General features: G+C 73.7%; 24 protein-coding genes and 1 pseudogene. 9 read left to right on the forward strand and 16 right to left on the reverse strand.

The genetic code is table 11. The features are described from left to right. Nucleotides 1-39: 39 nt before the first annotated feature. The 10 genes from ACZ434_RS01665 to ACZ434_RS01710 all read right to left on the reverse strand — a co-directional run bounded on the left by ACZ434_RS01665 (nucleotide 40) and on the right by ACZ434_RS01710 (nucleotide 11,286). A complete protein-coding gene (locus tag ACZ434_RS01665) occupies nucleotides 40-1,041 on the reverse strand; it encodes a proline racemase family protein (protein ID WP_468450657.1) in 1,002 nt (333 codons plus the stop codon). 2 nt (nucleotides 1,042-1,043) lie between these two features. After that, the gene (locus tag ACZ434_RS01670) at nucleotides 1,044-1,940 is read right to left on the reverse strand and encodes a dihydrodipicolinate synthase family protein (protein WP_468450659.1); all 897 of its coding nucleotides are present in this window, start codon (nucleotides 1,938-1,940) and stop codon (nucleotides 1,044-1,046) included. A gap of 19 nt (nucleotides 1,941-1,959) precedes the next feature. Continuing rightward, complete coding sequence (locus ACZ434_RS01675) at nucleotides 1,960-3,384, reverse strand: FAD/NAD(P)-dependent oxidoreductase (protein WP_468450661.1); 1,425 nt, start codon at nucleotides 3,382-3,384, stop codon at nucleotides 1,960-1,962. After that, entirely contained in the window at nucleotides 3,377-3,619 is a 243-nt protein-coding gene (locus ACZ434_RS01680; RefSeq protein ID WP_468451767.1) for a (2Fe-2S)-binding protein, read from the reverse strand. Before ACZ434_RS01680 ends, ACZ434_RS01675 begins: the two co-directional genes overlap by 8 nt. 8 nt (nucleotides 3,620-3,627) lie before the next feature. Further along, nucleotides 3,628-4,788 (reverse strand): NAD(P)/FAD-dependent oxidoreductase, encoded by a 1,161-nt coding sequence (locus ACZ434_RS01685; RefSeq protein WP_468451769.1) that lies wholly within the window; start codon nucleotides 4,786-4,788, stop codon nucleotides 3,628-3,630. 121 nt (nucleotides 4,789-4,909) lie between these two features. Beyond that, nucleotides 4,910-5,545, reverse strand: a complete 636-nt coding sequence (locus ACZ434_RS01690; protein ID WP_468450663.1) for an SMI1/KNR4 family protein — start codon at nucleotides 5,543-5,545, stop codon at nucleotides 4,910-4,912. 190 nt (nucleotides 5,546-5,735) lie between these two features. Further along, the gene (locus ACZ434_RS01695; protein ID WP_468450665.1) at nucleotides 5,736-7,100 is read right to left on the reverse strand and encodes an FtsX-like permease family protein; all 1,365 of its coding nucleotides are present in this window, start codon (nucleotides 7,098-7,100) and stop codon (nucleotides 5,736-5,738) included. Further along, nucleotides 7,097-7,795, reverse strand: coding sequence for an ABC transporter ATP-binding protein (locus ACZ434_RS01700; RefSeq protein ID WP_468450667.1), 699 nt, complete (start codon nucleotides 7,793-7,795; stop codon nucleotides 7,097-7,099). Before ACZ434_RS01700 ends, ACZ434_RS01695 begins: the two co-directional genes overlap by 4 nt. Beyond that, nucleotides 7,792-8,325, reverse strand: coding sequence for a PadR family transcriptional regulator (locus ACZ434_RS01705; RefSeq protein ID WP_468450669.1), 534 nt, complete (start codon nucleotides 8,323-8,325; stop codon nucleotides 7,792-7,794). The genes ACZ434_RS01700 and ACZ434_RS01705 overlap by 4 nt, the downstream gene beginning before the upstream one ends. An 81-nt stretch (nucleotides 8,326-8,406) precedes the next feature. Further along, complete coding sequence (locus ACZ434_RS01710) at nucleotides 8,407-11,286, reverse strand: beta-N-acetylglucosaminidase domain-containing protein (protein ID WP_468450671.1); 2,880 nt, start codon at nucleotides 11,284-11,286, stop codon at nucleotides 8,407-8,409. Nucleotides 11,287-11,596: 310 nt separating this feature from the next. Here ACZ434_RS01710 and ACZ434_RS01715 point away from each other — a divergent pair, with 310 nt between their 5' ends. From ACZ434_RS01715 to ACZ434_RS01725, 3 genes are all read left to right on the forward strand, one after another. After that, nucleotides 11,597-11,872, forward strand: a complete 276-nt coding sequence (locus tag ACZ434_RS01715; protein ID WP_468450673.1) for a hypothetical protein — start codon at nucleotides 11,597-11,599, stop codon at nucleotides 11,870-11,872. Between the two features lies 1 nt (nucleotide 11,873). Then, nucleotides 11,874-13,928: a 4-alpha-glucanotransferase gene (gene malQ, locus ACZ434_RS01720; protein WP_468450675.1), complete on the forward strand. Its 2,055-nt coding sequence runs from the start codon at nucleotides 11,874-11,876 to the stop codon at nucleotides 13,926-13,928. A gap of 206 nt (nucleotides 13,929-14,134) precedes the next feature. Beyond that, nucleotides 14,135-14,410, forward strand: coding sequence for a hypothetical protein (locus ACZ434_RS01725; protein WP_468450677.1), 276 nt, complete (start codon nucleotides 14,135-14,137; stop codon nucleotides 14,408-14,410). A 104-nt stretch (nucleotides 14,411-14,514) separates the two neighbouring features. Here ACZ434_RS01725 and ACZ434_RS01730 read toward each other — a convergent pair whose 3' ends face one another. Beyond that, nucleotides 14,515-15,036 (reverse strand): MarR family winged helix-turn-helix transcriptional regulator, encoded by a 522-nt coding sequence (locus tag ACZ434_RS01730; RefSeq protein WP_468450679.1) that lies wholly within the window; start codon nucleotides 15,034-15,036, stop codon nucleotides 14,515-14,517. Between the two features lie 171 nt (nucleotides 15,037-15,207). Here ACZ434_RS01730 and ACZ434_RS01735 point away from each other — a divergent pair, with 171 nt between their 5' ends. After that, nucleotides 15,208-15,669 carry a hypothetical protein gene (locus ACZ434_RS01735; protein WP_468450681.1) on the forward strand — a complete coding sequence of 154 codons (462 nt, stop codon included), beginning with the start codon at nucleotides 15,208-15,210 and terminating at the stop codon, nucleotides 15,667-15,669. Then, complete coding sequence (locus ACZ434_RS01740; protein ID WP_468450682.1) at nucleotides 15,666-15,971, forward strand: winged helix-turn-helix domain-containing protein; 306 nt, start codon at nucleotides 15,666-15,668, stop codon at nucleotides 15,969-15,971. Before ACZ434_RS01735 ends, ACZ434_RS01740 begins: the two co-directional genes overlap by 4 nt. 21 nt (nucleotides 15,972-15,992) lie before the next feature. Here ACZ434_RS01740 and ACZ434_RS01745 read toward each other — a convergent pair whose 3' ends face one another. The 3 genes from ACZ434_RS01745 to ACZ434_RS01755 form a co-directional block, all read right to left on the reverse strand. After that, entirely contained in the window at nucleotides 15,993-16,358 is a 366-nt protein-coding gene (locus ACZ434_RS01745; protein WP_468450684.1) for a hypothetical protein, read from the reverse strand. A 2-nt stretch (nucleotides 16,359-16,360) separates the two neighbouring features. After that, nucleotides 16,361-16,849 carry a TetR/AcrR family transcriptional regulator gene (locus tag ACZ434_RS01750; protein ID WP_468450686.1) on the reverse strand — a complete coding sequence of 163 codons (489 nt, stop codon included), beginning with the start codon at nucleotides 16,847-16,849 and terminating at the stop codon, nucleotides 16,361-16,363. Between the two features lie 114 nt (nucleotides 16,850-16,963). Then, on the reverse strand, nucleotides 16,964-18,586 hold the full coding sequence (locus ACZ434_RS01755; protein ID WP_468450687.1) for an alpha/beta hydrolase: 1,623 nt from the start codon (nucleotides 18,584-18,586) through the stop codon (nucleotides 16,964-16,966). 237 nt (nucleotides 18,587-18,823) lie between these two features. Between ACZ434_RS01755 and ACZ434_RS01760 the strand changes: the two genes are divergently transcribed. Further along, nucleotides 18,824-19,864 carry a toll/interleukin-1 receptor domain-containing protein gene (locus ACZ434_RS01760; protein WP_468450689.1) on the forward strand — a complete coding sequence of 347 codons (1,041 nt, stop codon included), beginning with the start codon at nucleotides 18,824-18,826 and terminating at the stop codon, nucleotides 19,862-19,864. Nucleotides 19,865-19,905: 41 nt separating this feature from the next. Here ACZ434_RS01760 and pepN read toward each other — a convergent pair whose 3' ends face one another. Further along, entirely contained in the window at nucleotides 19,906-22,482 is a 2,577-nt protein-coding gene (gene pepN, locus ACZ434_RS01765) for an aminopeptidase N (protein WP_468450691.1), read from the reverse strand. Nucleotides 22,483-22,656: 174 nt separating this feature from the next. Here pepN and ACZ434_RS01770 point away from each other — a divergent pair, with 174 nt between their 5' ends. Beyond that, complete coding sequence (locus ACZ434_RS01770; RefSeq protein WP_468450693.1) at nucleotides 22,657-23,148, forward strand: DUF1203 domain-containing protein; 492 nt, start codon at nucleotides 22,657-22,659, stop codon at nucleotides 23,146-23,148. Between the two features lie 130 nt (nucleotides 23,149-23,278). Here the strand turns inward: ACZ434_RS01770 and ACZ434_RS01775 are convergent, their stop codons facing one another. Next, nucleotides 23,279-24,295, reverse strand: coding sequence for an aspartate-semialdehyde dehydrogenase (locus tag ACZ434_RS01775; protein ID WP_468450695.1), 1,017 nt, complete (start codon nucleotides 24,293-24,295; stop codon nucleotides 23,279-23,281). 335 nt (nucleotides 24,296-24,630) lie between these two features. Between ACZ434_RS01775 and ACZ434_RS01780 the strand changes: the two genes are divergently transcribed. Both ACZ434_RS01780 and ACZ434_RS01785 read left to right on the forward strand, forming a co-directional pair. Then, entirely contained in the window at nucleotides 24,631-25,161 is a 531-nt protein-coding gene (locus ACZ434_RS01780; protein ID WP_468450697.1) for an RNA polymerase sigma factor, read from the forward strand. A gap of 1 nt (nucleotide 25,162) precedes the next feature. Next, a pseudogene (locus tag ACZ434_RS01785) lies at nucleotides 25,163-26,200 on the forward strand (hypothetical protein); the annotation flags it as partial.

Consider the following 26,200-nt stretch of genomic DNA (forward strand, 5'->3'; position numbering starts at 1 on the left):
GGCGGAAGGATCCGCCCCGGGCTCGTGCCGTACGGCCGCTCAGAGGGTGAAGCCCGCCGGATACGGGTCCGAGGGGTCGAGCAGGTACTGGGCGGTGCCGGTGATCCAGGCGCGGCCGGTGACGGACGGCAGGACGGCCGGCCGGTCCCCGACCGTCGTCTCACCGAGGACGCGGCCGGTGAAACGGGAGCCGATGAACGACTCGTTGACGAAGTCCCGGCCGACCGGCAGCAGTCCGCGCGCGTGCAGTTGCGCCATCCGGGCGCTGGTTCCCGTGCCGCAGGGCGACCTGTCGAACCATCCCGGATGGATCGCCATGGCGTGGCGCGAGTGCTCCGCGGTCGATCCCGGCGCTTCGAGATAGACGTGGTGGCACACGTCGATCTCCGGGTTCTCCGGGTGGGACACCGGGTTCTGCTTGTTGATCGCGTCCATGACGGCCAGTCCCGCGTCGAGCAGCCGCTGCTTCTCCGCCCGGTCGAAGGGGATGCCGAGGTCCTCGGTCCGCACGAAGGCGTAGAAGTTGCCGCCGTAGGCGATGTCGTAGCGCACCGCCCCGTGTCCCGGCACGTCGACGACCTGGTCGAGGGCGTGGCAGTACGACGCGACGTTCTCCAGGGTCACCGCCAGGGCGCGGCCGTCGCGCACCCGCACCCGGGCCGTGACCAGTCCCGCCGGTGTGTCGAGCCGGACCAGGGTCTCCGGCTCGACCGCCTCGACCATTCCGGTCTCGACGAGGACCGTCGCCACGCCGATCGTCCCGTGCCCGCACATGGGCAGGCAGCCGGAGACCTCGATGAAGAGCACGCCGTAGTCGGCGTCCGGCCGGGTCGGGGGCTGGAGGATGGCCCCGGACATCGACGCGTGGCCGCGCGGCTCGCACATGAGCAGGGTGCGCAGGTGGTCGCGTTCCGCGACGAACCGCTGCCGTCGCTCGAACATCGTCGCCCCGGGGAGGACGCCGACACCGCCCGTGATCACACGGGTCGGCATCCCCTCGGTGTGCGAGTCGACGGCGTGGAAACACACGGTCGAGCGCACGGTCAGCGCACCCCGGCGTCGATCAGGGCCTGCGTGGCGGTGCGTACGGCGGACTCGGTCTCGGGGGAGAGCGGCTGCCGCGGCGGGCGGCAGGCACCGCCCCGCCGGCCGATCATGTCCTGGCCGAGCTTGATCGCCTGGACGAACTCCGTCCTGCTGTCCCAGCGCAGGACGGGGTGCAGTTGACGGTAGAGCGGCAGCGCGGTCTCCAGGTCACCCGCGACGGACGCCTCGTACAGGGCGAGGCAGGCCCGGGGGAAGACCTGGGGGTAGCCGGCGACCCAGCCCTTGGCGCCGGCGATGCCGACCTCCAGCACGGTGTCGTCGGTGCCGATCATGAGGTCGAGGCCGGGTGCCAGTTCGGAGATCTCGTAGCAGCGCCGGACGTCGCCGGAGAACTCCTTGACGCCGACGATGAGGCCCTCGGCGTGCAGTTTGGCCAGCAGCTCCGGGCGCAGATCCACCTTGGTGTCGATGGGGTTGTTGTACGCGGTGACGGGCAGGCCGGCCGAGGCCACCCGCTCGAAGTGCTGGAGGACCGCGCGGTCGTCGGCACGGTAGGCGTTGGGCGGCAGGCACATCACGGCCCCGCAGCCCGCGTCCTTGGCGAACTCGGCGTGCCGCCTGGCCTCTTCGGCGCCGTAGGCACCGACACCCGGCATGACGGTGAAGCCCTCGGGGGCGTTGGCGACGGCCGTCTCGACGACACGGTCGCGCTCCTCGTACGTCAGGGTCTGGTACTCGCCGAGGGAACCGTTCGGCGCGACGCCGTGCATCCCCTGCTCGGCGAGCCACGCGACGTTCTCCCCGTAGGCGCCGAAGTCGACCGCGAGGCCGTCGCCGAACGGCAGGCTGGTGGCGACGATGATGCCGTGCCAGGGCAAGCGGTTCTCGGTCATGGGTCCTCCTGGTGTGGTGTCAGTGCTGTTCATCGAGGTCGGCGAGCGCACCGAGGGTGACGGGTGCCGCCACGAGCCGTTCCGCGGGCGTGTAGGCCCGCTGCCGTGCCGTGAGACAGTGCACGGCGGGGCCGCACATCCGCCCCTGGCACCAGCCCATACCGGCCCGGGTCAGCTGCTTGACCTGCCGGTGGTCGTGTGCGCCGTCGGCGCAGGCGCCGCGGACGGTGCCCGCGGTCACCTCCTCGCAGCGGCACACGACGGTGTCGTCGCTCAGCCACACCGGCCATGCCGCGGGGACCGGGTGGGCCAGGGCCATCGCCCGCGCGAAGGCGCGCTGCCGGGCGATCCGGGCGCGCACCGCGGCCAGGCGCTTCCTCCCCGGCCCGGCGGCGGTGGTTCCGGAGTCGGCGAGCACCGACTCCGCGGCCAGCCGCCCCTCGTCCACCGCGAGAGGCGCTCCGCCGATCCCGCACACCTCACCCGCGGCGTAGAGTCCCGGAACGGTGGTGCGCTGGCCGTCGTCGACGGCGACGACCGCGTTGCCGTCCGCCGAGTCCGTGAGGGCGCAGCCGAGCGGCACCAGCAGGTCGAGCTGCGGTGCGAAACCCCAGCCGACACCGACGGCGTCGACGTCGATCCGTCGCTCGGTCCCGGGGCGGGGGCTGCCGTCGGGCGCCAGCGAGGCGATCCGCACCGACGTCACCCTGTCCTCTCCCTCGGCGCCGACGATCGCCGTGCGCGGGCGGACCGGCACGCGGTGGCGTGCGAGCGCGGCGGCGTATCCGGCCCCCTCGGCCCATTTGGCCGGGTTGCGCAGCAGGGGCCCGGGGTGCCGCAGCCAGGCCGACGGACGGGCGGCCTCGCAGACCACGACGACCTCGACCCCGCGTGCGGCCAGCCCCGCGGCGACCGGCAGCAGGAAGGGGCCGGTGCCCCCCAGCGCCACGCGGCGGCCCGCCGCGACCCCGCCGCCCTTGAGGAGGGCCTGGAGACCGCCGATGGTGAGTACGCCCGGGAGGTCCCAGCCCGGGAAGGGCAGTTGGCGGTCGTAGGCCCCGGTCGCCACCAGCAGGCGGGGTGCGCGCAGGACCACGGCGGTCTCCTCGGGCGCCCGGCGCCGGTCGACGGCGTGGACCGTGAATCCGCCGTCCCGGCGGACCGCGGACCACACGTGGTGCGCCGGGCGCAGGTCGAGCCGGCCCGCCGCCGCATGCGCCGTCAGCGTCTCGCACAGGGCGCGGTACTCGCGCAGTCCGTGGTGCAGGTCCCCGGTCGGGATGGCCGCGCGGGCGTGCTCCGGCGGGTGGCGCCAGAACTGGCCGCCGACGGTGGTGCCCGCGTCGACGAGTACGACGCGCAGCCCGCCCGCCAGCGCGCCGGCCGCCGCGGCCATGCCGGCCGGGCCCGCGCCCACGACCACCAGATCGGCCTGCTCAGTCATCGTCGCCCTCCACGGTCGTGACGCTCATGCCCGCACGTGCCGGGACGAGGCAGGCGCGCTGCCCGCCGGCCCCGTCGATCGTCACCAGGCAGTCGAAGCAGACACCGATCCCGCAGAAGACACCGCGAGGACGGCGCCCGACGCGGCTGGTGCGCCAGGACAGCCGGCCCGCGGCGACGAGCGCCGCGGCGACGGTCTGCCCCTCGATGAACGGCAGTGGCTCGCCGTCGATCATGAGCTCGCTCACTCCGGCGCACCTCCCGAGGTGAGGAAACGGTCGGGCAGAAGTCCGGTGTGCGCCGCCGGATCGGCGCCGCGCCAGGGACGGCCGAGCAGGTGGGCCGTCACCAGCGCGCCGGTGGCGGGCGCGAGGCCGATGCCCGCGCCCTCGTGCCCGCATGCGTGGACGACGCCCGGGGCCCGTGGGTCGGGGCCGATGACCGGCAGATGGTCCGGGCAGTACGGCCGGAAGCCGCGATAGCCGCGCATCAGGTGGACGGTGCGCAGGAAGGGGAACAGCCGGCAGGCCTGCGCGGCGAGCCGGGTGATCACGGCGGGGTTCATCGTGGTGTCGAAGCCGACGCGCTCCCGGCTGGCGCCGATCAGGATCGTGCCGCCGCGCGTGCCCTCCACGACGCACGAGGTCTCCAGTCCCGCGTCGGACGAGGCCACGTTGGCGACGTAGTCGGCCGAGTAGACCTTGTGCCGGACCATCGGCGGCAGCGGTTCGGTGACCAGGACGAAACCCCGGCGGGGAAGTACCTCGACGGGCGCACCGAGCCGGCGGCCGACCTCACCGCCCCAGGTCCCGGCCGCGTTCACGACGGCGTCGGCGGGCAGGACGTCACCGGCCGCCGTCCGCACACCGGTGACCCGGCCTCCCGGGCCGGTCACCGCGCCGGCGACCTCACCGGAGTGGAAGCGGGCGCCGCGTGCCACGGCGGCTCGCAGCAGCGCGGCCGCCGCGAGCACGGGCTGCACCTGCGCGTCCTGCGGGTAGCGGATGCCGCCGGGGAGTCCGGGGGCCAGGTGGGGTTCGACGTCCCGCACCTCGCCGACCGGCTCGACGCGGACACCGGCCGCCTCCTGCCGCGCGGCGAACTCCGTGAGCGCCGTGAGGCCTTCGGCGGTGCTCGCGACGACCAGGCCGCCCTTGGGCTCGAGTTCGAAGGAGTCCCGCCCCAGTTCCTCACCGGCCTCGTCCCACAGGGTGCGGCTCAGCCGGGCCAGGTCCAGTTCGGGGCCCGGCTCCTTGTCGGAGAGGAGGACGTTCCCCTCCCCGCGGCTCGTCGTCCCGGCACCGACCGGCCCGCGGTCGACGACCGTGACGTCCACACCCGCCGAGGCGGCGTGGAAGGCACACGCGGCGCCGATGACACCCGCCCCCACGACGACGACCTTCAACGCCACCGACGACACCCCGCGCTCTGTGCAATGTCACATGCCATCACTCAGGCTATACACCCGATCGACCCGAAGACAATGCCGCCGCACGCGTGACGAGACCGTCACGCGTGCGGCGGGGTCAGTGAACGGGCGTCCAGTGCGGCAACGCGTCGTCCAGCAGCGGGGCTTCCCGGTTCTCCCAGACCAGGCACCCCCACACCACGCCCGGCACATCCGGGCCCATCGCGTCGGCCGGACCGTCGGTGAGGGTCCGGTGCACCGCGTCCAGATAGGCGGCGATCGACGGGTACGCGGCCTCCCGGCCCACGCCGGCCAGGCTGTCCAGGGACCACCGGCCCACGCCAGCGCCACCCGCCCAGTGCCCGGACTCGGGCCCCGCCTCGTCCCCGGTCAGCCACGGCACCACCGGAGCCCCGCCCCACCAGTCGGTACCGGTGAGGTCGGGCAGCCGGGACCGCAGCGCGTCCACGGGGGACATGATCACCCCGCCGGGCAGGAAGGCCCCCGAACCGACCTCGCCCTCTTCCTCGTTGGCCTCGATGTACTGGTGCTCCACCCCACCGCACAGCCGCCACAGCTCGGCCAGCTCCCCAGGAAGCCCGAAGCCCAGGTGCTGCCTCAGCTGCGCGTCCGCGGCCTCGACGGCCTGCTCCGGGACAGGCGGAAGCAACGAGGCGTACGAGACCGGGGCATTCACCTCCAGCCACCCGACGAGCCGGCTCCAGGCAGCATCCAGTTCCCGTCGACCACTCACCTGGCCAACCTAGTACGAGGCTGGGACAGAGCCACCCGGCCAGGGACGAACGCCGCGCTCGCGCACGCACTCCGGTGGCTCCACGTCCCCCTGACCGCACCTGGCGCGCGACCACGCCGGCCGCGTACACCGCCCGACTCCCGCTGCCGGACCGCCGCCACCGCGGGGTGGCGCCCTCGGCGGACGGATCTCACGCGTACCGCAGTTCCGCCGGGCGGATGGTGCGGCGCAGCAGGGGGAGGGCGGTGGCCGCCGCCAACAGGCAGGTCGCGTAGACCGCGAGAGGGACCAGCAGGGCCGCCCACGGCCAGGAACCCGCCCCGGTGAGTGCGGAGTACCCGGTGCCGACCGCCATGCCACCGACGCCCGCCAGCAGCAGGGCCGGTGCGAGCGGCAGCGCGGTCTCCAGCAGCAGCGCCCGGTTCAGCACCGCGCGCGGCACCCCCGCGGCGACCTGCGCGGCCAGCCCCCTGCGGCGGGTGGAGAGCGACTCGGCGGTACCGACGGCGAGGGCGACCAGGGTGATCACCAGGCCCACCGCGATGGCGGCGGCGGTCAGGCCCAGCCCCGTCGTGTAGTACGTGATGGGCTCCCCGAGCTGCCGGCTCTCGTGCAGGCCCTCGAGGAACGCCTGCCGTACGCCCACGAACCCGGTGCCCACCACCGTCACCAGCAGCACCGCCGCATGCGTACGGGCCGCCGCCCACGGGTCGTCGCGCAGCCGTTCCGCCGCGATCAGCGTCGCCGCCGAGCGGGCCCGGAGCGCCGGCGTCCGCCCCACGACACGGCACGTCGCCCCGGACAGCCACACCGAGCCCGCGCCGACCGCGAGCAGCGCGCCGAGCACCGTCATCTGCGTCCGCCACTGCGACGGGCCACGGGGTCCGGCCGAGGTGGTGACCGCCGCGAGCAGCGCCAGGGCCGCCACCAGCAGCAGAGACAGCAGGAACAGCCATCCCGGCCCGCGCCCCGAGCGCACCGGACCGACCCGGCGCACCCAGCCGAGCGGTGAGGCCACCACGCGGCGCAGCGCCAGCCCGCCCGCCGCCGCGCCCAGCACCGGCACGGCGACGGCGACCAGCCCGAGCGCCACCCAGGTGAGCACCGCCGGACGCTCCCAGAGCCGCAGCAGGACCGGCACCGAGACGACGGTCGCGACCGCCGACCCGAGCAGACAGGCCAGCCCGGTCTCCAGCGCGGCGATCCGCCGCACCTGGCCCGGGGCCGCCCCGGCCAGCCGCAGCGCGGCCAGCCGCCGGTCGCGGTGCAGCGCCCCGATCCGGGCGCACTGGCCGAGGAACCCGAGCACCGGGACGAGGAGCAGCAGCAGCGCGAAGATCACCCCGGAGCGGGTACCGGGCTCGCTGAGCAGGCCCTCGGCGAGGGACACGGCGACGTTGCCGCCCCGCAGTGAGGCCAGGGCGGCGGCCACCAGCGCCAGTCCGGTCGCGAGCGCCGCCCCGGCCGCGGTGAGCCCGATCCGCCACCACTCGCGCCGGTCGGAACCACGGGTGAGCTGCCATGCCAGCCGCAGATCGGGGCCCAGGGACGTCATGCCGCCACCTCCTGCGGGGCCACGGCCCCGTCCCGCAACTGCACTTCCCGGTCCGCGTACGCCGCCACCTTCGCGTCGTGCGTGATCAGCAGCACCGCCGTACCGGCCTCGCGGGCCGTGTGCACCAGGGCCGTCATCACCTGCTCGCCCGCCAGTGAGTCCAGCGCGCCGGTCGGCTCGTCCGCGAAGACCACCTTCGGCCCGGTGACCAGGGCGCGGGCCAGAGCGGTCCGCTGCGCCTGACCGCCGCTCATCTCGCCGGGCCGCGACTCCGCCTGCCCGCGCACCCCGAACCGCTCCAGCCACTCCCCGGCCGCCGCGTGCGCCGTGGCCCGGTCGGTACCGGCCAGCATCAGCGGCAGCGCCACGTTGTCGAGCGCGGTCAGCTCCGGGATCAGCTGCCCGAACTGGAACACCACCCCGAACTCGGTGCGGCGCAGTTCGCTCAGCTTCTTCTCCGGCAGCTCCTCCAGCCGCGCACCGGCGTACGTCACCGACCCCTCGTCGGGGCGCACGATGCCGGACAGGCAGTGCAGCAGCGTCGACTTGCCGCTGCCACTGGCGCCGGTCACCGCGAGGATCTCGCCGGCGCCCAGCTCCACGGTGGCCCCCCGCAGCGCCTCGGTCCTGCCGTGCGCCTTGACCAGTCCGCGGCCCGCGAGCAGCGGACCCGCCGTGTTGTCCCCGTTGTTCATGCCGTGTCGACCTCCGCGGTCAGGGTGGTGAGCCGGGCCGCCGTCGTGGTCATCCAACGGAGGTCGGCGTCCAGGTGGTTGAGGGCGAAGTCCGCCGAGAGCACGGTCGCCGGATCGGCGCCGCCCGCCGTCTTCACCGCGGTGAGCTCCCGCATCCGTTCCATGTGGGCGGCGCGTTGGGCGCGCAGATACCCGGCGGGGTCGCCGCCGGACAGGATCGACACCACGACCTTGGCGAAGATCTCGTTCGTCACGAACGGTGCCGGTGGAGCGATCTCCCCGGCCCACTGGCCGAGTTCACGCGTTCCCGCGTCCGTGGCGCGGTACATCGTCCGTTCCGGCCCGCCGTCCGAGTCGGTTCCCTCGACCTCCGCGAGACCGTCCCGGACCAGGCGTTGCAGGGTGGTGTAGACCTGCCCGTAGGCCAGTGGGCGGGCCTGCGGGAAGCGTGCGTCGTGGCGTCGCTTGAGGTCGTAGCCATGGCTCGGCCCCGAGGCGAGCAGGCCCAGCAGGATGTGACGGGTGCTCATGGCTGCCAGTATGCACCGAGTACATGTACTGAGTGAATAGCCGTGCGTGCGAACAACCGGGCTTCCCGCGAGGGGACTTGGTCAGTCCGCGACCGCGTACGCCTCGACCGACCACAGGGAATAGCCGTACCGCGTCGCGCGCTTCTCGCCCTGGACGCGGATGTGGCGGACGCCGGGCTCGTCCATGCGGACGGTCTCACGGCCGCCCCGGCTGCCCCGGACCTCCGCCGCCGTGCGCCAGGTGCGGCCGTCCGGCGACACCTCCACGCGGTACGCCGACGGGTGCGCGTCCTGCCAGTGCAGCGCCACCTTGCCCAGCCGCACCGGGCGTTCCAGCTCGACCTGCCACCAGGCGTCGTCCTCCACGGGGGAGGACCAACGGGTCTCCGGGTCACCGTCGTTCGCCGCCGGGGCGGGGAAGTCGGGCGTCTCGTCGGCCGAGGAGCTCGCCCGGCCGCCGCGGGCCAGGTCGGGGCCGCCGACGCGGGGGACGGCGTGCACCGTCAGCGTGCGGGTCGCGCCGCCGAAACCGAGCCGGACGGCGTACGACCGGACGGGCGTGCCCGGCTTCACGCTCACCTCGACCGGCACCTGCACCGGCGTCCCGCGCGGAACGGTCAGCGTCTCCTTCGGCACCCGGACCTCGAGCTCCTCCGGCGCCTCGACGGTCAGCCTGCCGCGCACCTCCTCGGGGCGCAGCGAGCCGAGCGTGGCCGTCAGCCGGCGGGTGCCGCCGATGTCGGCGTCCGCGCGGGTCTCGGGCAGTTCCACCGAGGCGGCGGGCACGTCCGCGAACCACGGGACCAGGTGCCGCACCCGGGCGGGATCGGCGCCGGTGACGCGGACGGCGTCGACCGGTGCGCCGCCGGTGGGCAGCTCCGTGGCGCCCTGCGCGTTCAGCGCCCCGAGACGGCGCCACCCCCCGCCCGGCGCCCGCACCTCCACGGTCCCCCGCGTGCCCGGCTCGGTGAGCACCGTCACGGCCTCCAGCGCGCGGGCCCGCGGGAGGTCGAGCGTGTGCTTGCCGCCGGGCCGCGCGGGCGGCTCGTGGTCGAGCCCGGCCCAGCTCCGGTAGGCCTTCTGCGCCCGGCTCAGGAACGGCTCCAGCACCCCCTCGCCGACCGTCACCCGCGCGGCCCCGGCCGCGTCCCGCTGCCCGCCCAGCTTCCGGTACGCCGTCCAGGCGGCGGCCGCGTCCCCGGCCTGCTGGGCACGGAGCATGTCCAGGGCCGTCGTACCGGCCTCGCCGTACCGGGCCAGCCGGTCCGACCACGGGGCGACCTCGGCGGCGAGCGCGGTGCCGGACAGCCGCCCCGGCAGTTCCCGCAGCCCGGTGAAGGCCGCGCGCAGCCGGACGGCCGCCCCGGTCTCGTCCGTGCCGCGCGCGGTCTGCCTGCTCCGCCAGAACTCCTCCAGCAGCGGGCGCAGATACGCCGACTCCGTGCCGCCCAGCACCGACGACGCGACGTTCCCGGCCAGCGCGGTCAGCGCCTTCTCCCGCCGGGCGTCACCGCCGGCCAGGTCGGCGACCGCGGCCCGCCAGGACTCCTGGGGGCGGTAACCGCGCGGATTCCAGGCGAAGTCGGCGGCCATGAACAGCGGGACGCGGGACGCCTCGGGCTGCTCCATCGCGTTGGCGAGCAGCGCGGCCGAACCGGCGGCGACGGCCGGCTCCCGTCCCTGGTAGGGGCCGAGGAAGATCCGGCCGGGGGCGTAGTCGTTCACCGGGTAGTTGTCCATGGTGACCAGCGGGTGCCCGAACGCCTCACGCGCCTCGGCCAGTTGCCCGCCCGTGATGGTGCGCGGCACCACCCCGACCCCGGTCCACGCGACCTCGACGCCCGCGTCCAGGGCGTGGGCGAGAGCCCGCCGGTACGCGGTCGACCCGTCCTCGTAGTACTCGGTGGGCATCAAGGACAGGGCGGCGGAGTCCGGGTGGCGGCCCGCCAGGTGCCGGGCCACCGCGTTCGCCACATGGGCCTGGGCGCGGGCCGCGGCCTCGGGGCCCGACCCGAACCGTTCGGCGTCCGCCCCGCAGTGCCACTCGCTGTAGCTGACGTCCTGGAACTGGAGCTGGAAGGCGCGGAAGCCCAGCGCCCACATCGCGTCCAGCTTGCCGGTCAGCGCCCGCAGATCGTCGTCCGAGGCGAAGCACAGCGCCTGCCCCGGCGCCACCGCCCAGCCGAGCGTGACATGGTTGCTCCTCGCCCGCTCCGCCAGCTCCCGGAACTCCGCGCGCCGCTGCGCCGGGTACGGCTCCCGCCAGCGGGCCTGGCGCAGCAGGTCCTCGCCGGGCGCGTAGAGGTACCGGTTCTGCTTGGTGCGGCCCATGAAGTCCAGCTGGCCCAGCCGCTGCCGGTGCGTCCACGGGGTGCCGTAGAAGCCCTCGGTGATGCCGCGCACGGCGGTGCCCGGCCAGTCGCGTACGACGACGGCGCCGATCGTGCCGTCCGGGCGCAGGAGCTGCCGCAGCGTCTGCACGGCGTGGAACTGTCCGGCACCGTCGGCGCCCATGAGCGAGACGGTGCCCTTGCCGATGGTCAGCGCGTAGCCGCCGGCGGGAAGGGCGTGGTGGCGGTCGTCCGGGGCACGTTCCCTGCCCACGCGCACCACGAGCGCCCCCTCGGGCCTCGATGCGCCGGGGGCGGTGAACCGGCGCGCCCCGGCCTCCCGCAGCAGCTCCCGCACCGCCTCGACGGCGTACGGATCGGCCGCCTCGTCCGCGACCAGGGCGACCTCCCCGGTCACCTCGACCGGGGCGCCGTTCGCGCGCAGGGAATGGGGCCGCGGCCACACGGACGGTGGCGTGGCCCCCACCGGGTCGGCGGCGGGCGACGCGGCCGTCCCGGGCGCGGGCGGCGCCGCCACGGCGGCCGGCGCGGTCCCCAGGGTCCCGGCGAGGACGGCGAAGGCGAGAGCGGCCCTCCTGGCGTTCGCCGTCCTCCCACGCCGCAGCTGCACGGGCCCCTCCTGGTCGCTCGGGCGGTCCGGACGGCCCACGGCCGAACGGCCGTGTCCATTCCGTTACCGAGAAACCCCGAGCCCACCACTTCCGCGGTGAACGTGTCAATGAGAGTGGACGTTGTGGCGCGTTTGTCCCACCGAGGGGGCAGGGGGCGGGGCGAGAATGTGAGCAGGAGCACGTCGGGAGACTTTGTGCGTCTGGCATCGCGCCCGCTGGGTAGGGCTGCGGGATAACCCGCACGACCCGCACCACCCGCATCCGCACGCCCGCGTGATCCGCGCACCGTGCTCGACGAGGAGACCATCTGTGGCTGCACCGGCGTACGTTCCTTCCCCGGCCCTGTCCAAACCCGCGGCGGAGCCCTCCGCCGACGACCTCCACCTCTGCGTCCTCAGCGCGGAGGGCCCCTGCACCGAACTCCCGCTGACCAGCGAACCCCCGCTGCCGGACGCCGAACCGCTCACCAGCGAACCGCCGCTCGCCGAGGCCACCCCCCTGACCAGCGAGTCCGACGCCTTCATGGACTCCTCCGACGCCTCCGGACTCGACTCCTTCCCGGCCCAGTACCGCCCGGAGCCCTAGGGTGAGCGCGCCACGGCCGGCCGAGCCCCCTTCCGAGGACCTGTCCCGGCTCGCCGCCCTGCACGGCGTCGCCACCTCCTACCGGCCCGCACCGGACCGCACGGTCGCGGCCTCGGCCACCGCCGTCACCCTCGCGCTGGCCGCCCTCGGCGTGGACGCGGCGACCCCGGACGCCGTCCACGCCGCCCTCACCGCCCGCGAACGGGAACTCGGCGCCCGGCTGCTGCCCCCCACCGTGGTCGGCTGGGGCACCGACACCCCGGCCGCCCTCGCCGCCCTCCCCGACGGCACCCGGCTGAGCGTCCGCACCGAACAGGGCGAGACCCGGGCGACCGCCGAACACCTCCCGCCCGGCGTGCACGAGCTGACCGCCACCGCCCCCGACGGCCGCACCGCCCGCACCCACCTCATCGTCGCCCCGCCCCGCCTGCCCGCGCCGCCCGACCGCTCCCACGGCCTGCTGGTCCAGCTGTACTCCCTCCTCTCCCGCCGCTCCTGGGGCATGGGCGACCTCGCCGACCTCGGCGAACTCGCCGGCTGGGCGGGGCGCACCCTCGGCGCGGGCTTCGTCCAGGTCAACCCGCTGCACGCGGCCGTCCCCGGCCCGCCGACCGATCCCTCCCCCTACCGCCCCTCCTCCCGCCGCTTCCCCGACCCCGTCCACCTGCGCGTCGAGGACGTCCCCGAGTTCGCCTACGTCGAGGACCGCGACCGGGTGCGCGCCGTGCGGGAGCGGGCGGGCCGGCTGCGCGAGGCGGTACTGGAGAAGGGCGCGCTGATCGACCGGGACGCGGTCTGGGAGGCCAAACGGGAGGCTCTGGAACTGGTCGCCGAGGTCCCGCTCGGCCCCGGCCGGCACGCCGCCTACGCCGGCTTCCGTGCCGCGCAGGGCCAGGCCCTGGCGGACCACGCCACCTGGTACGCCCTCGCCGAGGTCCACGGCGCCGACTGGCACCGCTGGCCCGCCGGACTGCGCGACCCGCGCTCACCGGAGACCGCCCGCGCCCGCCGCGAACTGGCGGACCGCGTCGACTTCCACTCCCGTCTCGTCTGGCTCACCGACGCCCAGCTCACCGCCGCCCAGCGCACCGCGCGCGAGGCCGGGATGCCGGTCGGGATCGTCCACGACCTCGCCGTCGGCGTCCACCCCGCGGGCGCCGACGCCTGGGCACAGCAGGACCACTTCGCGGCCGGCATGTCCGTCGGCGCGCCCCCGGACGCGTTCAACGCGCGCGGCCAGGACTGGGGCCTGCCGCCCTGGCGCCCCGACCGCCTCGCCGACTCCGGCTACGCCCCCTTCCGCGCCCTGCTCCGGGCCCTCTTCCGGTACGCGGGAGCCCTGCGCATCGACCACGTGATGGGCCTGTTCCGGCTCTGGTGGGTCCCCGAGGGCCACCCGCCCACGGAGGGCACGTACGTCCGCTACGACGCCGAGGCCATGCTCGCCGTACTGGTCCTGGAGGCGTCCCGCGCCGGGTCGGTCGTGATCGGCGAGGACCTCGGGACCGTCGAGCCGGGCGTGCGGGAGGCGCTGCGGGAACGCGGGGTGTACGGCACCTCGGTGCTCTGGTTCGAACGGGACTGGGAGGGCGACCGCCGCCCCCTGCCGCCGGACACCTGGCGCGCGGACTGCCTGGCGACGGCCACCACCCACGACCTGCCGCCCACGGCCGCCCGGCTGAGCGGCGAGCACGTGGAGCTCCGCGACAGCCTGGGACTGCTCACCCGGCCCCTGGCGGAGGAGCGGGCGGAGGCGGCGGCGGACGTGGGGGAGTGGCGTGAGCTGCTGCGGCGGCTCGGGCTGCTCCGCGACTCCTCGGAGGAGGCGGAGATCCGGGCCGTCCACCGGTACCTGCTGCGGACCCCGGCCCGGATGATCGGCGTATGGCTCCCGGACGGGGTGGGCGACCGCCGCCCGCAGAACCTGCCGGGCACGTGGGACCAGTACCCCAACTGGCGCCTGCCGATCGCGGACGCGGAGGGGCGTCCGGTGACACTGGAGGCCCTGACGGGCTCGGGGCGGCTGCGGGCGCTGATGGAGGTGCTGAGGGAGTGATGAGGTGGGCGGTGTGAGGCCTGGGCGGAGGGCATCGCGCGGCCCGGTGCCGACGGGTGCCGTCGCGCGCCCGCCCTCCCCCACTCTCGCCTTTGCCCGAGCGGGGGGATCTCCATCGCCCTGCGGCACGACTGCCCGCGGACGGGCGACACCTTTACGACCCCCCGGCCGCGCGCAGCCGACCCGCGTTCGATACTTTGGGGACCGTGGACAAGAAGAACGCCCTGCGCGCCGGCGCCCTGGCAGCCGGTACGACGCTGATGATGCTGCTCATGACGTCCCCCGCGCTCGCGCTCACCCGCGACGACGGCGACGACCCCGGCACGGGCCTGAGCGTCGTCGAGACGCTCGGCCTCTTCGTCCTGGCCCCGATCGCGCTGTTCGCGATCATCGCCGGGCTGGTGATGATCGGCGACAAGTCGCACAAGAAGAAGGACGTCACCAGCTCCAACATCAGCACCAAGGCCGAAGCCAAGGCCTGACCCGGAGCGACTCCCCCACACTTCCGAGGCGCCGGCACCGCGACACGCGGCCGCCGGCGCCTTCTCGTGCTGCCGGCGGCCCTACGGACACCCGGCCCGCCGCCCTACCGTTCGCTCGCGAGCAACAGCTCCCGCAGCAACCCCGACAGCTGCGCCGCCCGCTCCCCGTCGAGCGCGGCCAGCGCCTCCGTCTGCTCGGCGAATCCCGCGCCGACCGCCCGGTCGATCAGCCCCAGCCCCTCCTCGGTGAGCGTGACCTGGAGTCCGCGCCGGTCGTGCGGGTCGGGGGAGCGGCGCAGCAGCCCCGCCCGCTCCAGTTTGTCGAGGCGGCCCGTCATCCCGCCGGTGGTCAGCATCAGCGTGCCGGAGAGCTGCCGGGGGGAGAGGGTGTAGGGCTCCCCGGCCCGCCGCAGGGTCGCCAGCACATCGAACTCCCCGCGTGAGATGCCGTACCGGGCGTACGCCTTCTCCATCCGGTCGCCCATGGCGCGCGCGAGCAGGAAGACGCGCCCGAAGACCTCCATGCCGGCCGTGTCGAGATCGGGGCGTACCCGGGCCCACTGCTCGATGATCGCGTCGACGGGGTCCTTGGGGCGCTGCCGGCGCTGCTCCGGGGATGTGCTCATGACCAGGAGTATCGGCAGGGCACGGGGTTGCCCGCAAGGAAGTGGGCCGGTACCGAGTGGATCGCAGCGTGCGCATCCTGTCCCCTCGCCGGAAAATACTTGACGCAATGGAAAGTGCCAGGTTACTTTCCGTTGCGTCAAGTAGTTGACGAGGAAGCAGGTAACTCCCGCATGGACGCGACGCCGAACCCCGCCGACGCCCTCTCCGAGATCGAGCGGATCCAGCAGAAGGCCTACGCCGATCAGCGGCTCCCGCTCTGGTACCTGCCGGGCGTGATCGCCCTGGTGACCGGTTCCGCGATCGCCGCGGAGGAGGACGGGACCGTTCGGATCGTCCTCACGGTGGCGGTCGTCGCTGGCCTGGCGCTTCTCACCGGCACGCTGGCCGCCCGTATGCGCGTCCGGTGGAGGCCGCGCACCTGGACCGTGAACGCCGGTGTCCGCATGGCGCTGTGGTTCCTCTCGATCTTCGCCGTCTGGGGACTGGTCCTGGTCGTCGCCGACCCCTTCGCCGACTCCGTCGTCTGGCGGAAGGCCGTCGCCGGAGTCGTCACCGCCGCCTACGCGGCGGCCACCACCCGCTGGGCGGAGAACCAGGTGCTGGCCCACTCGACGGGGCGGGTGGTCCGGTGAACCTCGATCCGGTGATCCACGCCCCCGCCCGACTGCAGATCGTCTCGCTCCTGGCCGCGGCGACCGAGGCCGAGTTCGCCTTCGTCCGTGACAGCCTGGACATCAGCGACTCGGTGCTGTCCAAACACGCCGCCGCCCTGGAGAAGGCCGGCTACGTCGAGATCCGCAAGGGCTATGTCGGCAAGCGCCCCCGTACCTGGCTCAAGCTCAGCCCCGAGGGCCGCAGGGCCTTCGCCGCGTACGTCGACGCCCTCCGGCGGATCGTCGGCCGCCCGCTCGCCGATGACCCCCAGGACCCCTGACGGGTGCGGGGACCGTGTGGTTCAGCCGCGGACGATGGACCGCTCGATGAGGGCGACGGTGGCGCGGGGGTCGTCGACCTCGATGACGAGGCGGTCGTAGGTCTCGGCGTCGGCCAGTTCGACGACGACCGCCTTGTCCGGGTTCTTCACGTCCCAGAACAGACGCTCCCCGTGACGCCGGAACCGGCCGGCGGTGATGACGCCGGGGAAGTGGGTGCCGGCGACCCGTATCCCCTTCGGCTCGCGCGCCATCCCGGGGTCGTGGGTGGCGCCGCGGACATGGGCGAGGGGAATCTCCAGGCGGCTCTTGAACGTCCAGAGCTTGTCGAGACCCTGGAACTCGACGGTCAGCAGGCCGCGTTCGCGGTCGACGGAGATCAGGGCCATGGTCAGTGCTCCTTGGGTGCGGGCGGCTGTGCGGCGCGCAGCCGCAGGCGGGCGCCGAGGACGGTGGAGGCGAACCGGGGGGCCGCGTCGCCGTGGGAGGGACGCAGGGCGTCCTCCAGTGCGGCGATGCCCTCCGCGACGAGGGCGGCGACGTCGGCGTCGAGCGGTGCGCGCTCGGCGGCGGCGAGCAGCAGCAGCCCGGCGGCCGGCCCGTTGTCGTACGAGGCGATGGCCGTGGTCAGCGCCTGCTCGGGGTCGGTGAGGGCGGCGATGGCGGCGGTGCTCGGGTGGATCTCGTGGTCGAGGTGGTGACGGAGAACCGTCAGATGCAGACTCCGCTTCGACCCGAACACCTTGTAGAGGCTGCCCCGGTGCACACCGGTGGCGGTGACCAGGTCGTCGACCGAGGTGCCCTCATAGCCATGGGTGGCGAAGAGGGCGGCCGCGGACTCGACGGCCCGGCCGGTGTCGAAGGCGCGTGGTCGTCCCATGCCGATGACCCTACGGGGTTTGAGAACGCCCAGTCAAGAACGACCGTTCTCGTATCCTGTCCCCCGGCGGCGCCACCCGGTCGGCGCTCGGGCGTGGTGGGAAGCCGAGCGGGGTCAGGAGCGTCGGGGTGCCGCCTGGGTGACGTCGGTGCAGTGGACGTCCTGGTCCGGCAGGTGACCCGTGGTCAGGAAGTCGACGGCGGCCTTGTCGGCGCAGGCCGAGCCCGCGCCGTAGACGGAATGCCCGCCGTTGTCGACGCCGACGAAGGCGGAACCGTCGCCGAGGGACTTGTGCAGTCCGACGCCGCCTTCCCACGGGGTGGCGTTGTCCCGGCGGTTCTGCAGGATCAGGGTGTTGCGCGGGCCGCCCTCCACCACCTTGACGGTCGCCTCAGCCGGCTTGTCCCAGAAGGCGCATGCCCAGATGTTAGCCGGCATGCCCGCGGTGAGCGGCCACTTCTCGCGGTCGGCGGTGGTGCGGGCGGCATAGCCGTCGACGTCGTGCGGCCATTCGGCGTCACCGCAGGTGAGCGCCATGAACATGGTGGCCTGGTTGTCCGCGGGGATGCCCGGGGACGCCGGTGCGGCGGCGAACACCTCCTTGAGCACCGCGATGTCGGCGGCCGTGGTGCTGCCTCGGGCCAGGCTGTCGGCGGCCTTCCAGAACTTGGCGAGCACGGGCAGGGTGCTGTTGTCCAGAAGCAGGGCGTAGGTCATGTTCCGCAGCAGCGCCCCGTCCAGCGACACCGACGCGCCGGGAATCGCCGCGGGCGCGCGGTCGAGCCGATCGGCGAGGGCGAGATAGGTGTCGGTCACCTGCGCGACGTTCGTGCCCAGCCCGAGGGTGTCGGCCTGCGCCGCGGCGACGCGGGCGGCATCGGGGAACCGGTCGGCCATGCCCTTGCCCCAGGTGTCCGCCACCTGGTCGGCCCATACCTTGGTGGGGTCGACGTTGCCTTCCAGGACCATCCGGTCGGTGTGGTTCCGGAAGAGGGAACGGTAGACGGCGCCGAGGTAGGTGCCGTAGGACTGGCCCCAGTAGGAGATCTTCTTCTCACCGAGCGCCCGGCGGATGAGGTCCATGTCGCGGGCGGTGTTGGCGGTGTTGTAGTACCGCAGGTCCTTGCCCGCCGTGTCGGCGCACTGCTTGGCGTCGGCTTCGGCGCGGGCCACGTTCTCGGTGATCGAGCCGTCCGCGGCGGGATAGGGGAAGAGCGCGGGCACGCCGGGGTCCTGCAGACCGCAACTCTGTGGGGTGCTGTGGGCGACGCCGCGCGGATCGAAACCGATCAGGTCGTAGCGGTCCAGCACGGACTTCGGCAGGGTGGACGCCATGGTTTCGGGCATGCCGAGACCGCCCAGGGCCGGCCCGCCGGGGTTCAGCAGCAGAACGCCACGTCGCTTCCCGGGCTTCGCGGTGGACAGCCGGGAGACCGCCACGTCGATCGTCGTGCCGTTCGGGTTCCGGTGGTCGAGCGGCACCTCCAGCGTTCCGCAGGCCAGGTGGGGGTCGCGGGTCTGCCCTTCGGCCGGGGCCGGGCACTCGCCCCAGGTGATCTCGGCGTCGCCCGCGGTCTCGCCGCCGCTCTTGCCGGAGACCTTGGCCGGTTGCGAGCCCTCGGTGTCGGCGGTGCACGAGACCAGTGCGGTTCCTGCCAGCGTGGAAACCAGCAGAGCTGCGGCGATCCGGCGGCCCCTGGGGAGACCGTGCTGAACGGGACTGCGTGTCGTGATCATGGTGCCGTCCTCGGCTACTGGGCTGAACGGCCTTGCCCGGCCGTTGTGTTGACGATGCGAGTCAACAAGAGACCACCGGTGGGGACGTCACCCCGGAGATGACAGGCCAGGTAGCTCGCTCGGGGGATGGGCCCTGGGCCGCCCGAGGCCCTGCCCAGCGGGAGTACCTGCCCAGGGAGCCGGGCCTCTTCGCCCATTCAGGAGACCGGACGGAGCGTTCTCGTCGAAGATGCCGGGATGACTCCGAAGTGGGACTTCTTCATCAGCCACGCCAGTGAGGACAAGCTCCTCGTGGCCGGGCCGCTGGCCCACTACCTGCAATCAGTCGGTTTCTCAGTCTGGTACGACGAGTTCTCGCTACGGGTGGGCGACTCGGTGCTGCGCGAGATCGACCGTGGGCTCGGGGCGTCCCGGTACGGCGTCGTCGTCCTCAGCGAGTCGTTCTTCGCGAAGCAGTGGCCCCAGCGCGAGCTGGCAGGCCTGTTCGCCATCGCCGCCGCCGGTGAGCGCCCGGTCCTGCCGGTCTGGCACGGCGTTGACGCCGCCGCGGTCGCTGCGCACTCGCCGCTGCTGGCCGACATCAAGGCGGTGGACACCGGCCGGGGGCTGCACGTCGTGGCCGAGGAGATCGTGCGCGCGGCCTTCCCCGAGCGGGTTGCGACCCTGCCGTTGTCGAATGGGCCGAAGGAGCGTGCCGCCGACCGGGATACCGCCCGGAGGACCTTGCAGGCGGTGCTGGCAGCGGGCGGGAGCCGGGAGGACGTGCTGTTGGTGCTCTCGGCCTACCAAAGCCTGCTGATCACGCTGACACGCTATGTCGCGCAGGTGGTGTGTCCTGCTTCGCGCTTCCCCGAGCTGCCGTGCGACTTCATTCTGTACGAACCGCACGGCGTCACCGGGCCGATCCAGGTGACGTTCGTCGTCCTCGGCCCGACCGGGACCGGCGGTGCCGACTCGCTGGCCGCCACGGATCTGGCCTTCGGAGAGGAGATCCCGTTCGCCGGCCGCCCCTACAACGACTATCTGCCGGGACGGCGCGCCGGGGAGTTCCCCAGCGTGCTGTCAGCGGTCCGACGGCTTGCCGATCACGTCACGTCGGACAACGTCCACCACGAACGTCCGGAGCTGTGGAACTTCTCGGTGCTCTTCGTCCACGGCAGGCGGGGCGCGCAGGATCCCACGCCGACCGCCCCGACGAGGCTCCACTTCGAGACCGCCTCCTACGACCGGCTGACGGACTGGGGAAGCACCAGGGAAGGCGGGGTACGGACGTCCTGAAGGACCTCCGGACCCCACCTCACCCTCCTCCGCGTACGGGCCTACGCCTCCGCGTCCGCCGCCTGTGCCCGCAGGGCGCGTTCCACTCCCGCGCGGGATTCCGAGACCAGGCGGCGCAGGGCCGCGCCGGGGTCGGTGGCGGTCAGCCAGGTGTCGGTCCTGTCGAGGGTTTCGCCGGAGACCTGGATGCCCGGGTAGAGGCCGACCGCGATCTGCTGGGCCATCTCGTGCGAGCGGGAGGCCCAGACGTCCGCCAGTGCCTCGAAGTAGCGGTCCGTGTACGGGGCCAGCAGCTCGCGCTGGTCGGTCTGGACGAAGCCGGCGATGACCGCCTCCTGGACGGCGTTCGGCAGCTTGTCGGACTCCACGACCGAGGCCCACGCCTCCGCCTTGGCCTCCTCCGTCGGGCGGGCCGCGCGGGCGGTGGCGGCGTGGCGCTCACCGGCCGCCGTCCTGTCCCGCTCGTACTCGGCCGCGATCTCCGCCTCGTCGAAACGGCCCACCGCCGCCAGCCGCTGCACGAACGCCCAGCGCAGCTCCGTGTCGACGGCCAGGCCCTCGACGGTCTGCGTGCCGACCAGCAGCGCCTCCAGCAGGTCCAGCTGCTCCGGGGTGCGGGCGGTCGCCGCGAAGGCGCGCGCCCACGCCAGCTGGTGGTCGCTCGCCGGCTCGGCGGACCGCAGATGGGCCAGCGTGGCGTCGGTCCAGCGGGCCAGCAGCGCCTCGCGGGCGGCCGGGGCGGTGTACAGGTCGATGGCCAGCTTCACCTGGCGGTGCAGCGACTGCACCACGCCGATGTCGGACTCCTTGCCGATGCCCGACAGGACGAGGGAGAGGTAGTCGCGGGCGGGGAGTTCCGCGTCCCGGGTCATGTCCCAGGCGGAGGCCCAGCACAGGGCGCGCGGGAGCGAGGACTCGAAGTCGCCCAGGTGCTCGGTGACGAAGGCCAGGGACTGCTCGTCCAGGCGGACCTTGGCGTACGACAGGTCGTCGTCGTTGAGCAGGACGACCGCCGGACGGCGCTTGCCGGCCAGCTGCGGTACGGCGGTCAGCTCGCCGTCGACGTCCAGTTCGACACGGTCGCCGCGCACCAGCTTGCCGGACGCCTCGTCGAGGTCGTACAGGCCGATCGCGATGCGGTGCGGGCGGAGGGTCGGCTCGCCCTTCGCGCCGGCCGGGAGCGCGGGGGCCTCCTGGCGGATGGCGAAGGAGGTGATGACACCGTTGCCGTCCGTCTCGATCTCCGGGCGCAGGACGTTGATGCCGGCCGTCTCCAGCCACTGCTTCGACCACGTCTTCAGGTCGCGGCCGGAGGTCTCCTCCAGCGCGCCCAGCAGGTCGGAGAGGCGGGTGTTGCCGTACGCGTGGCGCTTGAAGTACGCCTGCACGCCCCGGAAGAACTCGTCCTCACCGACGTACGCGACGAGCTGCTTCAGCACCGACGCGCCCTTGGCGTACGTGATCCCGTCGAAGTTGACGAGCACGTCGTCCAGGTCGCGGATGTCGGCCATGATCGGGTGCGTGGACGGCAGCTGGTCCTGGCGGTAGGCCCAGGTCTTCATGGAGTTCGCGAACGTCGTCCAGGAGTGCGGCCACTTGGATCCGGGCGCGTCGGCCTGGCAGGCGGCCTCCGCGTAGGTGGCGAACGACTCGTTCAGCCACAGGTCGTTCCACCACTCCATGGTGACCAGGTCGCCGAACCACATGTGGGCCAGCTCGTGCAGGATCGTGGCCGCCCGCACCTCGTACGCGGCGTCCGTCACCTTCGACCGGAACACGTACTGGTCGCGGATCGTCACCGCGCCCGCGTTCTCCATCGCGCCGGCGTTGAACTCCGGTACGAACAGCTGGTCGTACTTGGCGAACGGGTACGCGTAGTCGAACTTCTCCTGGAACCACTCGAAGCCCTGCCGCGTGACGTCGAAGATCGCGTCCGCGTCGAGGAACTCGGCGAGCGAGGGCCGGCAGTAGATGCCGAGCGGGACCGACTGGCCGTCCTTCTCGTACACGCTGTGCACGGAGTGGTACGGGCCGACGATCAGCGCCGTGATGTACGACGAGATCCGCGGGGTCGGCTCGAACTCCCAGACGTTCTCCCGGGGTTCGGGCGTCGGCGAGTTGGAGACGACGGTCCAGCCCTCCGGCGCCTTCACGGTGAACCGGAAGGTCGCCTTGAGGTCCGGCTGCTCGAAGCTCGCGAAGACACGGCGGGCGTCCGGCACCTCGAACTGGGTGTAGAGGTACGCCTGGTCGTCCACCGGGTCGACGAAGCGGTGCAGGCCCTCGCCCGTGTTGGTGTACGCGCAGTCGGCCTCCACCCGGAGGATGTTGCGGCCCTTCAGCAGGCCGGGCAGGGCGATGCGGGAGTCCGCGAAGACCTCGGCGGGGTCCAGGGAGTCGCCGTTGAGGGTCACCTCGTGCACGGCCGGAGCGACCAGGTCGATGAACGACTCCGCGCCGTCGCCGTCCTCGGCGACATCGAAGCGCACCGTGGTCACGGACCGGTAGGTGCCGCCCTCCTGCGCGCCGGAGAGATCGAGATCGATCTCGTACGAGTCAACGGTCAGCAGCTTCGCCCGCTGCTGCGCCTCTTCGCGGGTCAGGTTTGTGCCAGGCACGCGGTCATCTCCTCGTTTTGTGTGGGTTGCGCCATCCTTCCACGCGAGATCGGGATCGGGGGGCGACGGAGCCGGACCATGGGGATACCCCTGTGTCGGGCCCGACCGAAGGGGGTGTGCTACGACGTCCGAATCCCGCCGGCGGGGCGGTTCGGCGGGAGTGCGCCTGGAGCCATGACGATCCAGACGCACCAGAGCCACGCCGCGCGTCCCATTCCCGCGCCGACCGTGAAGGAACTGCTGACCGCCGACGACGCCGGCCGTCCGGCCGTCCCGCACACCGACGACGAGGGCGGCGCCCCACTCCGCTGCTGTCTGCGGCGCAGCCGCCCCGGCGAGCGGATCGCCCTCGTCTCCTACGCGCCCCTGCGCCGCTGGGCGGCGGAGACGGGCGCCGACCCGGGCGCGTACGACGAACAGGGACCGGTCTTCGTCCACGCGGAGGAGTGCGCGGGTCCGACGGGCGGGGACCTCCCGTTCACCCACGCCCACCGCACCCTGCGCCGCTACTCCGCCGACGGGCGCATCCTGGGCGGGCGGCTGGTGGAGGCACCGGAGGACTTCGCACCGGCGTTCGGCGAGGCGTTCGCCGACCCCGAGGTGGCGCTCGTGCACGTACGGGCCGTGGAGTACGGCTGCTTCCTGTACGAGGTGCGCAGGGGCTGACCGGCGGCCGGCAGTACCGGCGGCGACGACGAAGAGGCGGACGCCCCCCCGGAGACGAAGAGGCGGACGCCCCCCGGATCGGGGGCGTCCGCCTCTCGCACGAACAGCGCGCCCAGCGCGCAGACCGGCGTCAGCCGCGCAGTTCCCGCGCCACCAGCTCCGCGATCTGCACCGCGTTCAGCGCGGCGCCCTTGCGGAGGTTGTCGTTGGAGACGAACAGGGCCAGGCCGTGGTCCACCGTCTCGTCGGTGCGGATACGGCCCACGTACGACGGGTCCTGGCCGGCCGCCTGCAGCGGGGTGGGGATGTCGGTGAGGACGACACCGGGGGCGTCCGCCAGCAGCTCGGTCGCGCGCTCCACGCTGATCGGGCGGGCGAAACGGGCGTTGATCTGCAGCGAGTGGCCGGAGAAGACCGGGACGCGGACACAGGTGCCGGAGACCTTGAGTTCCGGGATGCCCAGGATCTTGCGGGACTCGTTGCGCAGCTTCTGCTCCTCGTCGGTCTCGTACCGACCGTCGTCGACGAGGTTGCCGGCCAGCGGCAGCACGTTGAAGGCGATGGGGCGCTGGTAGACCTCCGGCTCGGGGAAGTCGGCCGCCGAACCGTCGTGGGTCAGCTTGTCGGCCTCGTCGATCACCTTCTGCGCCTGCCCGTGCAGCTCCGCGACGCCCGCGAGACCCGAACCGGACACCGCCTGGTAGGTGGCGACGACCAGTGCTTCCAGGCCCGCCTCCTCGTGCAGCGGACGCAGCACCGGCATCGCGGCCATCGTGGTGCAGTTCGGGTTGGCGATGATGCCCTTGGGGCGGTCGGCGACGGCCTGCGGGTTGACCTCGGAGACGACGAGGGGGACCTCGGGGTCCTTGCGCCAGGCGGAGGAGTTGTCGATCACGACGGGGCCCTGTGCGGCGACCTTCTCGGCCAGCGCCTTCGAGGTCGCGCCGCCCGCGGAGAACATCACGATGTCCAGGCCGCTGTAGTCGGCGGTGGACGCGTCCTCCACCGTCACGCCGTCCAGCTCCGTGCCGGCCGAGCGGGCCGAGGCGAACAGGCGCAGCTCCGTGACCGGGAAGTTCCGTTCCTTGAGGATGCTGCGCATGACCGTGCCCACCTGACCGGTGGCTCCGACGATTCCGACCCTCACGGTGACTCCCTACTGCGTCCTGATACGTACCTGATGTGCCTGGCCGAGGCTCTTCCATGATGCGGCCGACCACGGCCCGCCTGTCCAATTCTTTGCCGCTTTGCCCGCCCACTGGGACGGCGGGGCGGTGCGCGCGGGCTGCCGGACCTTCGGTTGCTACCCCGCTGAGCTGCAGAAATTCAGCCACCGGGGGCCATGGACCGCAAGGTCCCCTGCCCGGTACGCCCCCGCCCACACGGAGATGTGATGTACGCCTCGGCCGGATCCGGAGAACCCGCGCGAACGTTCCGGGCCGGTACGGCGTCGTAGGGGAAACAGGGTGAGGGGGGTGGCCAGTGCTGCGCGGAAGGACCCGGCGCGCCCGGGGGGCGTACGCCGACGACGACCCGCTGGACGCGGTTCAGGAACGCCGGGTGCGGGCGGTGCTCGCACTGGGCGGGGTGCAGCAGGCGGACCTGCCGGACGGGGTGCAGCAGGTCCGCCTGCGGCTGCTGGAACGCGCCGCGAGCGGGCGGGAGGCGCCGCGGGACGTCTCGGCGTGGGCCGCGGTGGTCGCCTCCAACCTCGCCATGGACTGGCACCGGGCCAAGCGCCGTCAGGAGCGGCTCGGGGAGCGGCTGGCGGCGCTGCGGCCGGCCGAGGCGGCCTCCGGTGAGGAGGACAGCGTGCTCTCCCTGGCCGTGGCCCGGGGCCTGGACCGGCTGCCCGACGCGCAGCGCCAGGTGGTCGTGCTGCGCTTCTACGCCGATCTGCCGGTGCGCTCGATCGCCGAGCAGCTCGGGGTTCCCGAGGGCACGGTCAAGAGCCGGCTGCACACCGCTGTACGGGCCCTGCGCGCCCGCCTGCACGAGGACGAGGTGGTGTGACATGACCGCCCACGACGAGGCCCGCGACCCGTCCCGCGAAGGACCGGAGCGACCGGATCCGCCGGAGCGGGAGCCCGCGTACGACGGTATGGACGCCCTGATGGCCGCCCTCCTCGACGAGCCGCTCCCGGAGCCGGCCCGGAGGGACCCGGCGTTCGTCGCGGCGCGGGACGCCGCCGTCGCCGACCTCGCGGTCCTGCGCGAGCAGCTGACGCTGATCGCAGACACGCTGGCCGGCGGCCCGGCGGGGCGAGAGGCAGTCGCTCGGACCGGCAGGCGGCCTGCCCCCGACTCCGGCCCGAAACACGACGCGGCGCCCCCCTCCCCGACCGACCCGGAGCCCGGGCACACGCCGACGACACCCACCCCGCTGACGGACGCACCGTCACCCGGCCCGGAGCACGGAACCCCGGCGGAGAGCCTGCCCTCCCGTCCCGGTCCCCGACGCGTCCCGGCGGCCGGGAACCGGACCGGCACGTCCCCCGACACGGAGCCCGAGCGCACGTCGGAGGCACCCGCCCCGCTGAGGGACGCACCGCCCCCCGACGCGCGGGACGGGATGCCGCCGGCTCCGGCCCGGCTGGGGGACGTACCGTCCCCCGGCCCGGAGTCCGGGCGTACGTCGGAGGCACCCGCCTCGCTGGGGGACGTACCGTCGTCCGGCCCGGAGCACGGAACCCCGGCGGAGAGCCTGCCCTCCCGTCCCGGTCCCCGACGCGTCCCGGCGGCCGGGAACCGGACCGGCACGTCCCCCGACGCGGAGCCCGAGCGCACGTCGGAGGCACCCGCCCCGCTGAGGGACGCACCGCCCCCCGACGCGCAGGACGGGATGCCGGCGGCTCCGGCCCGGCTGGGGGACGTACCGGCCTCCGGCCCGGAGTCCGGGAGCACGTTGGCGGCATCCGCCCGGCTGGGGGACGTACCGTCGTCCGGCGCGGAGGACGGGATGCCGGCGGCTCCGGCCCGGCTGGGGGACGTACCGGCCTCCGGCCCGGAGTCCGGGAGCACGTTGGCGGCATCCGCCCGGCTGGGGACGTAC

The organism is Streptomyces sp. NPDC030893, assembly GCF_055571535.1.

What these genes read in the sequence shown, in the direction of transcription:
- ACZ434_RS01735 (WP_468450681.1), top strand. Translation starts at nt 15,208, where the DNA reads ATGGACGCGACGCCGAACCCCGCCGACGCCCTCTCCGAGATCGAGCGG.
- ACZ434_RS01670 (WP_468450659.1), bottom strand. Translation starts at nt 1,940, where the DNA reads ATGACCGAGAACCGCTTGCCCTGGCACGGCATCATCGTCGCCACCAGC.
- ACZ434_RS01675 (WP_468450661.1), bottom strand. Translation starts at nt 3,384, where the DNA reads ATGACTGAGCAGGCCGATCTGGTGGTCGTGGGCGCGGGCCCGGCCGGC.
- ACZ434_RS01770 (WP_468450693.1), top strand. Translation starts at nt 22,657, where the DNA reads ATGACGATCCAGACGCACCAGAGCCACGCCGCGCGTCCCATTCCCGCG.
- ACZ434_RS01730 (WP_468450679.1), bottom strand. Translation starts at nt 15,036, where the DNA reads ATGAGCACATCCCCGGAGCAGCGCCGGCAGCGCCCCAAGGACCCCGTC.
- ACZ434_RS01705 (WP_468450669.1), bottom strand. Translation starts at nt 8,325, where the DNA reads ATGAGCACCCGTCACATCCTGCTGGGCCTGCTCGCCTCGGGGCCGAGC.
- ACZ434_RS01745 (WP_468450684.1), bottom strand. Translation starts at nt 16,358, where the DNA reads ATGGCCCTGATCTCCGTCGACCGCGAACGCGGCCTGCTGACCGTCGAG.
- ACZ434_RS01760 (WP_468450689.1), top strand. Translation starts at nt 18,824, where the DNA reads ATGACTCCGAAGTGGGACTTCTTCATCAGCCACGCCAGTGAGGACAAG.
- ACZ434_RS01750 (WP_468450686.1), bottom strand. Translation starts at nt 16,849, where the DNA reads ATGGGACGACCACGCGCCTTCGACACCGGCCGGGCCGTCGAGTCCGCG.
- ACZ434_RS01700 (WP_468450667.1), bottom strand. Translation starts at nt 7,795, where the DNA reads ATGAACAACGGGGACAACACGGCGGGTCCGCTGCTCGCGGGCCGCGGA.
- ACZ434_RS01680 (WP_468451767.1), bottom strand. Translation starts at nt 3,619, where the DNA reads ATGATCGACGGCGAGCCACTGCCGTTCATCGAGGGGCAGACCGTCGCC.
- ACZ434_RS01695 (WP_468450665.1), bottom strand. Translation starts at nt 7,100, where the DNA reads ATGACGTCCCTGGGCCCCGATCTGCGGCTGGCATGGCAGCTCACCCGT.
- ACZ434_RS01755 (WP_468450687.1), bottom strand. Translation starts at nt 18,586, where the DNA reads ATGATCACGACACGCAGTCCCGTTCAGCACGGTCTCCCCAGGGGCCGC.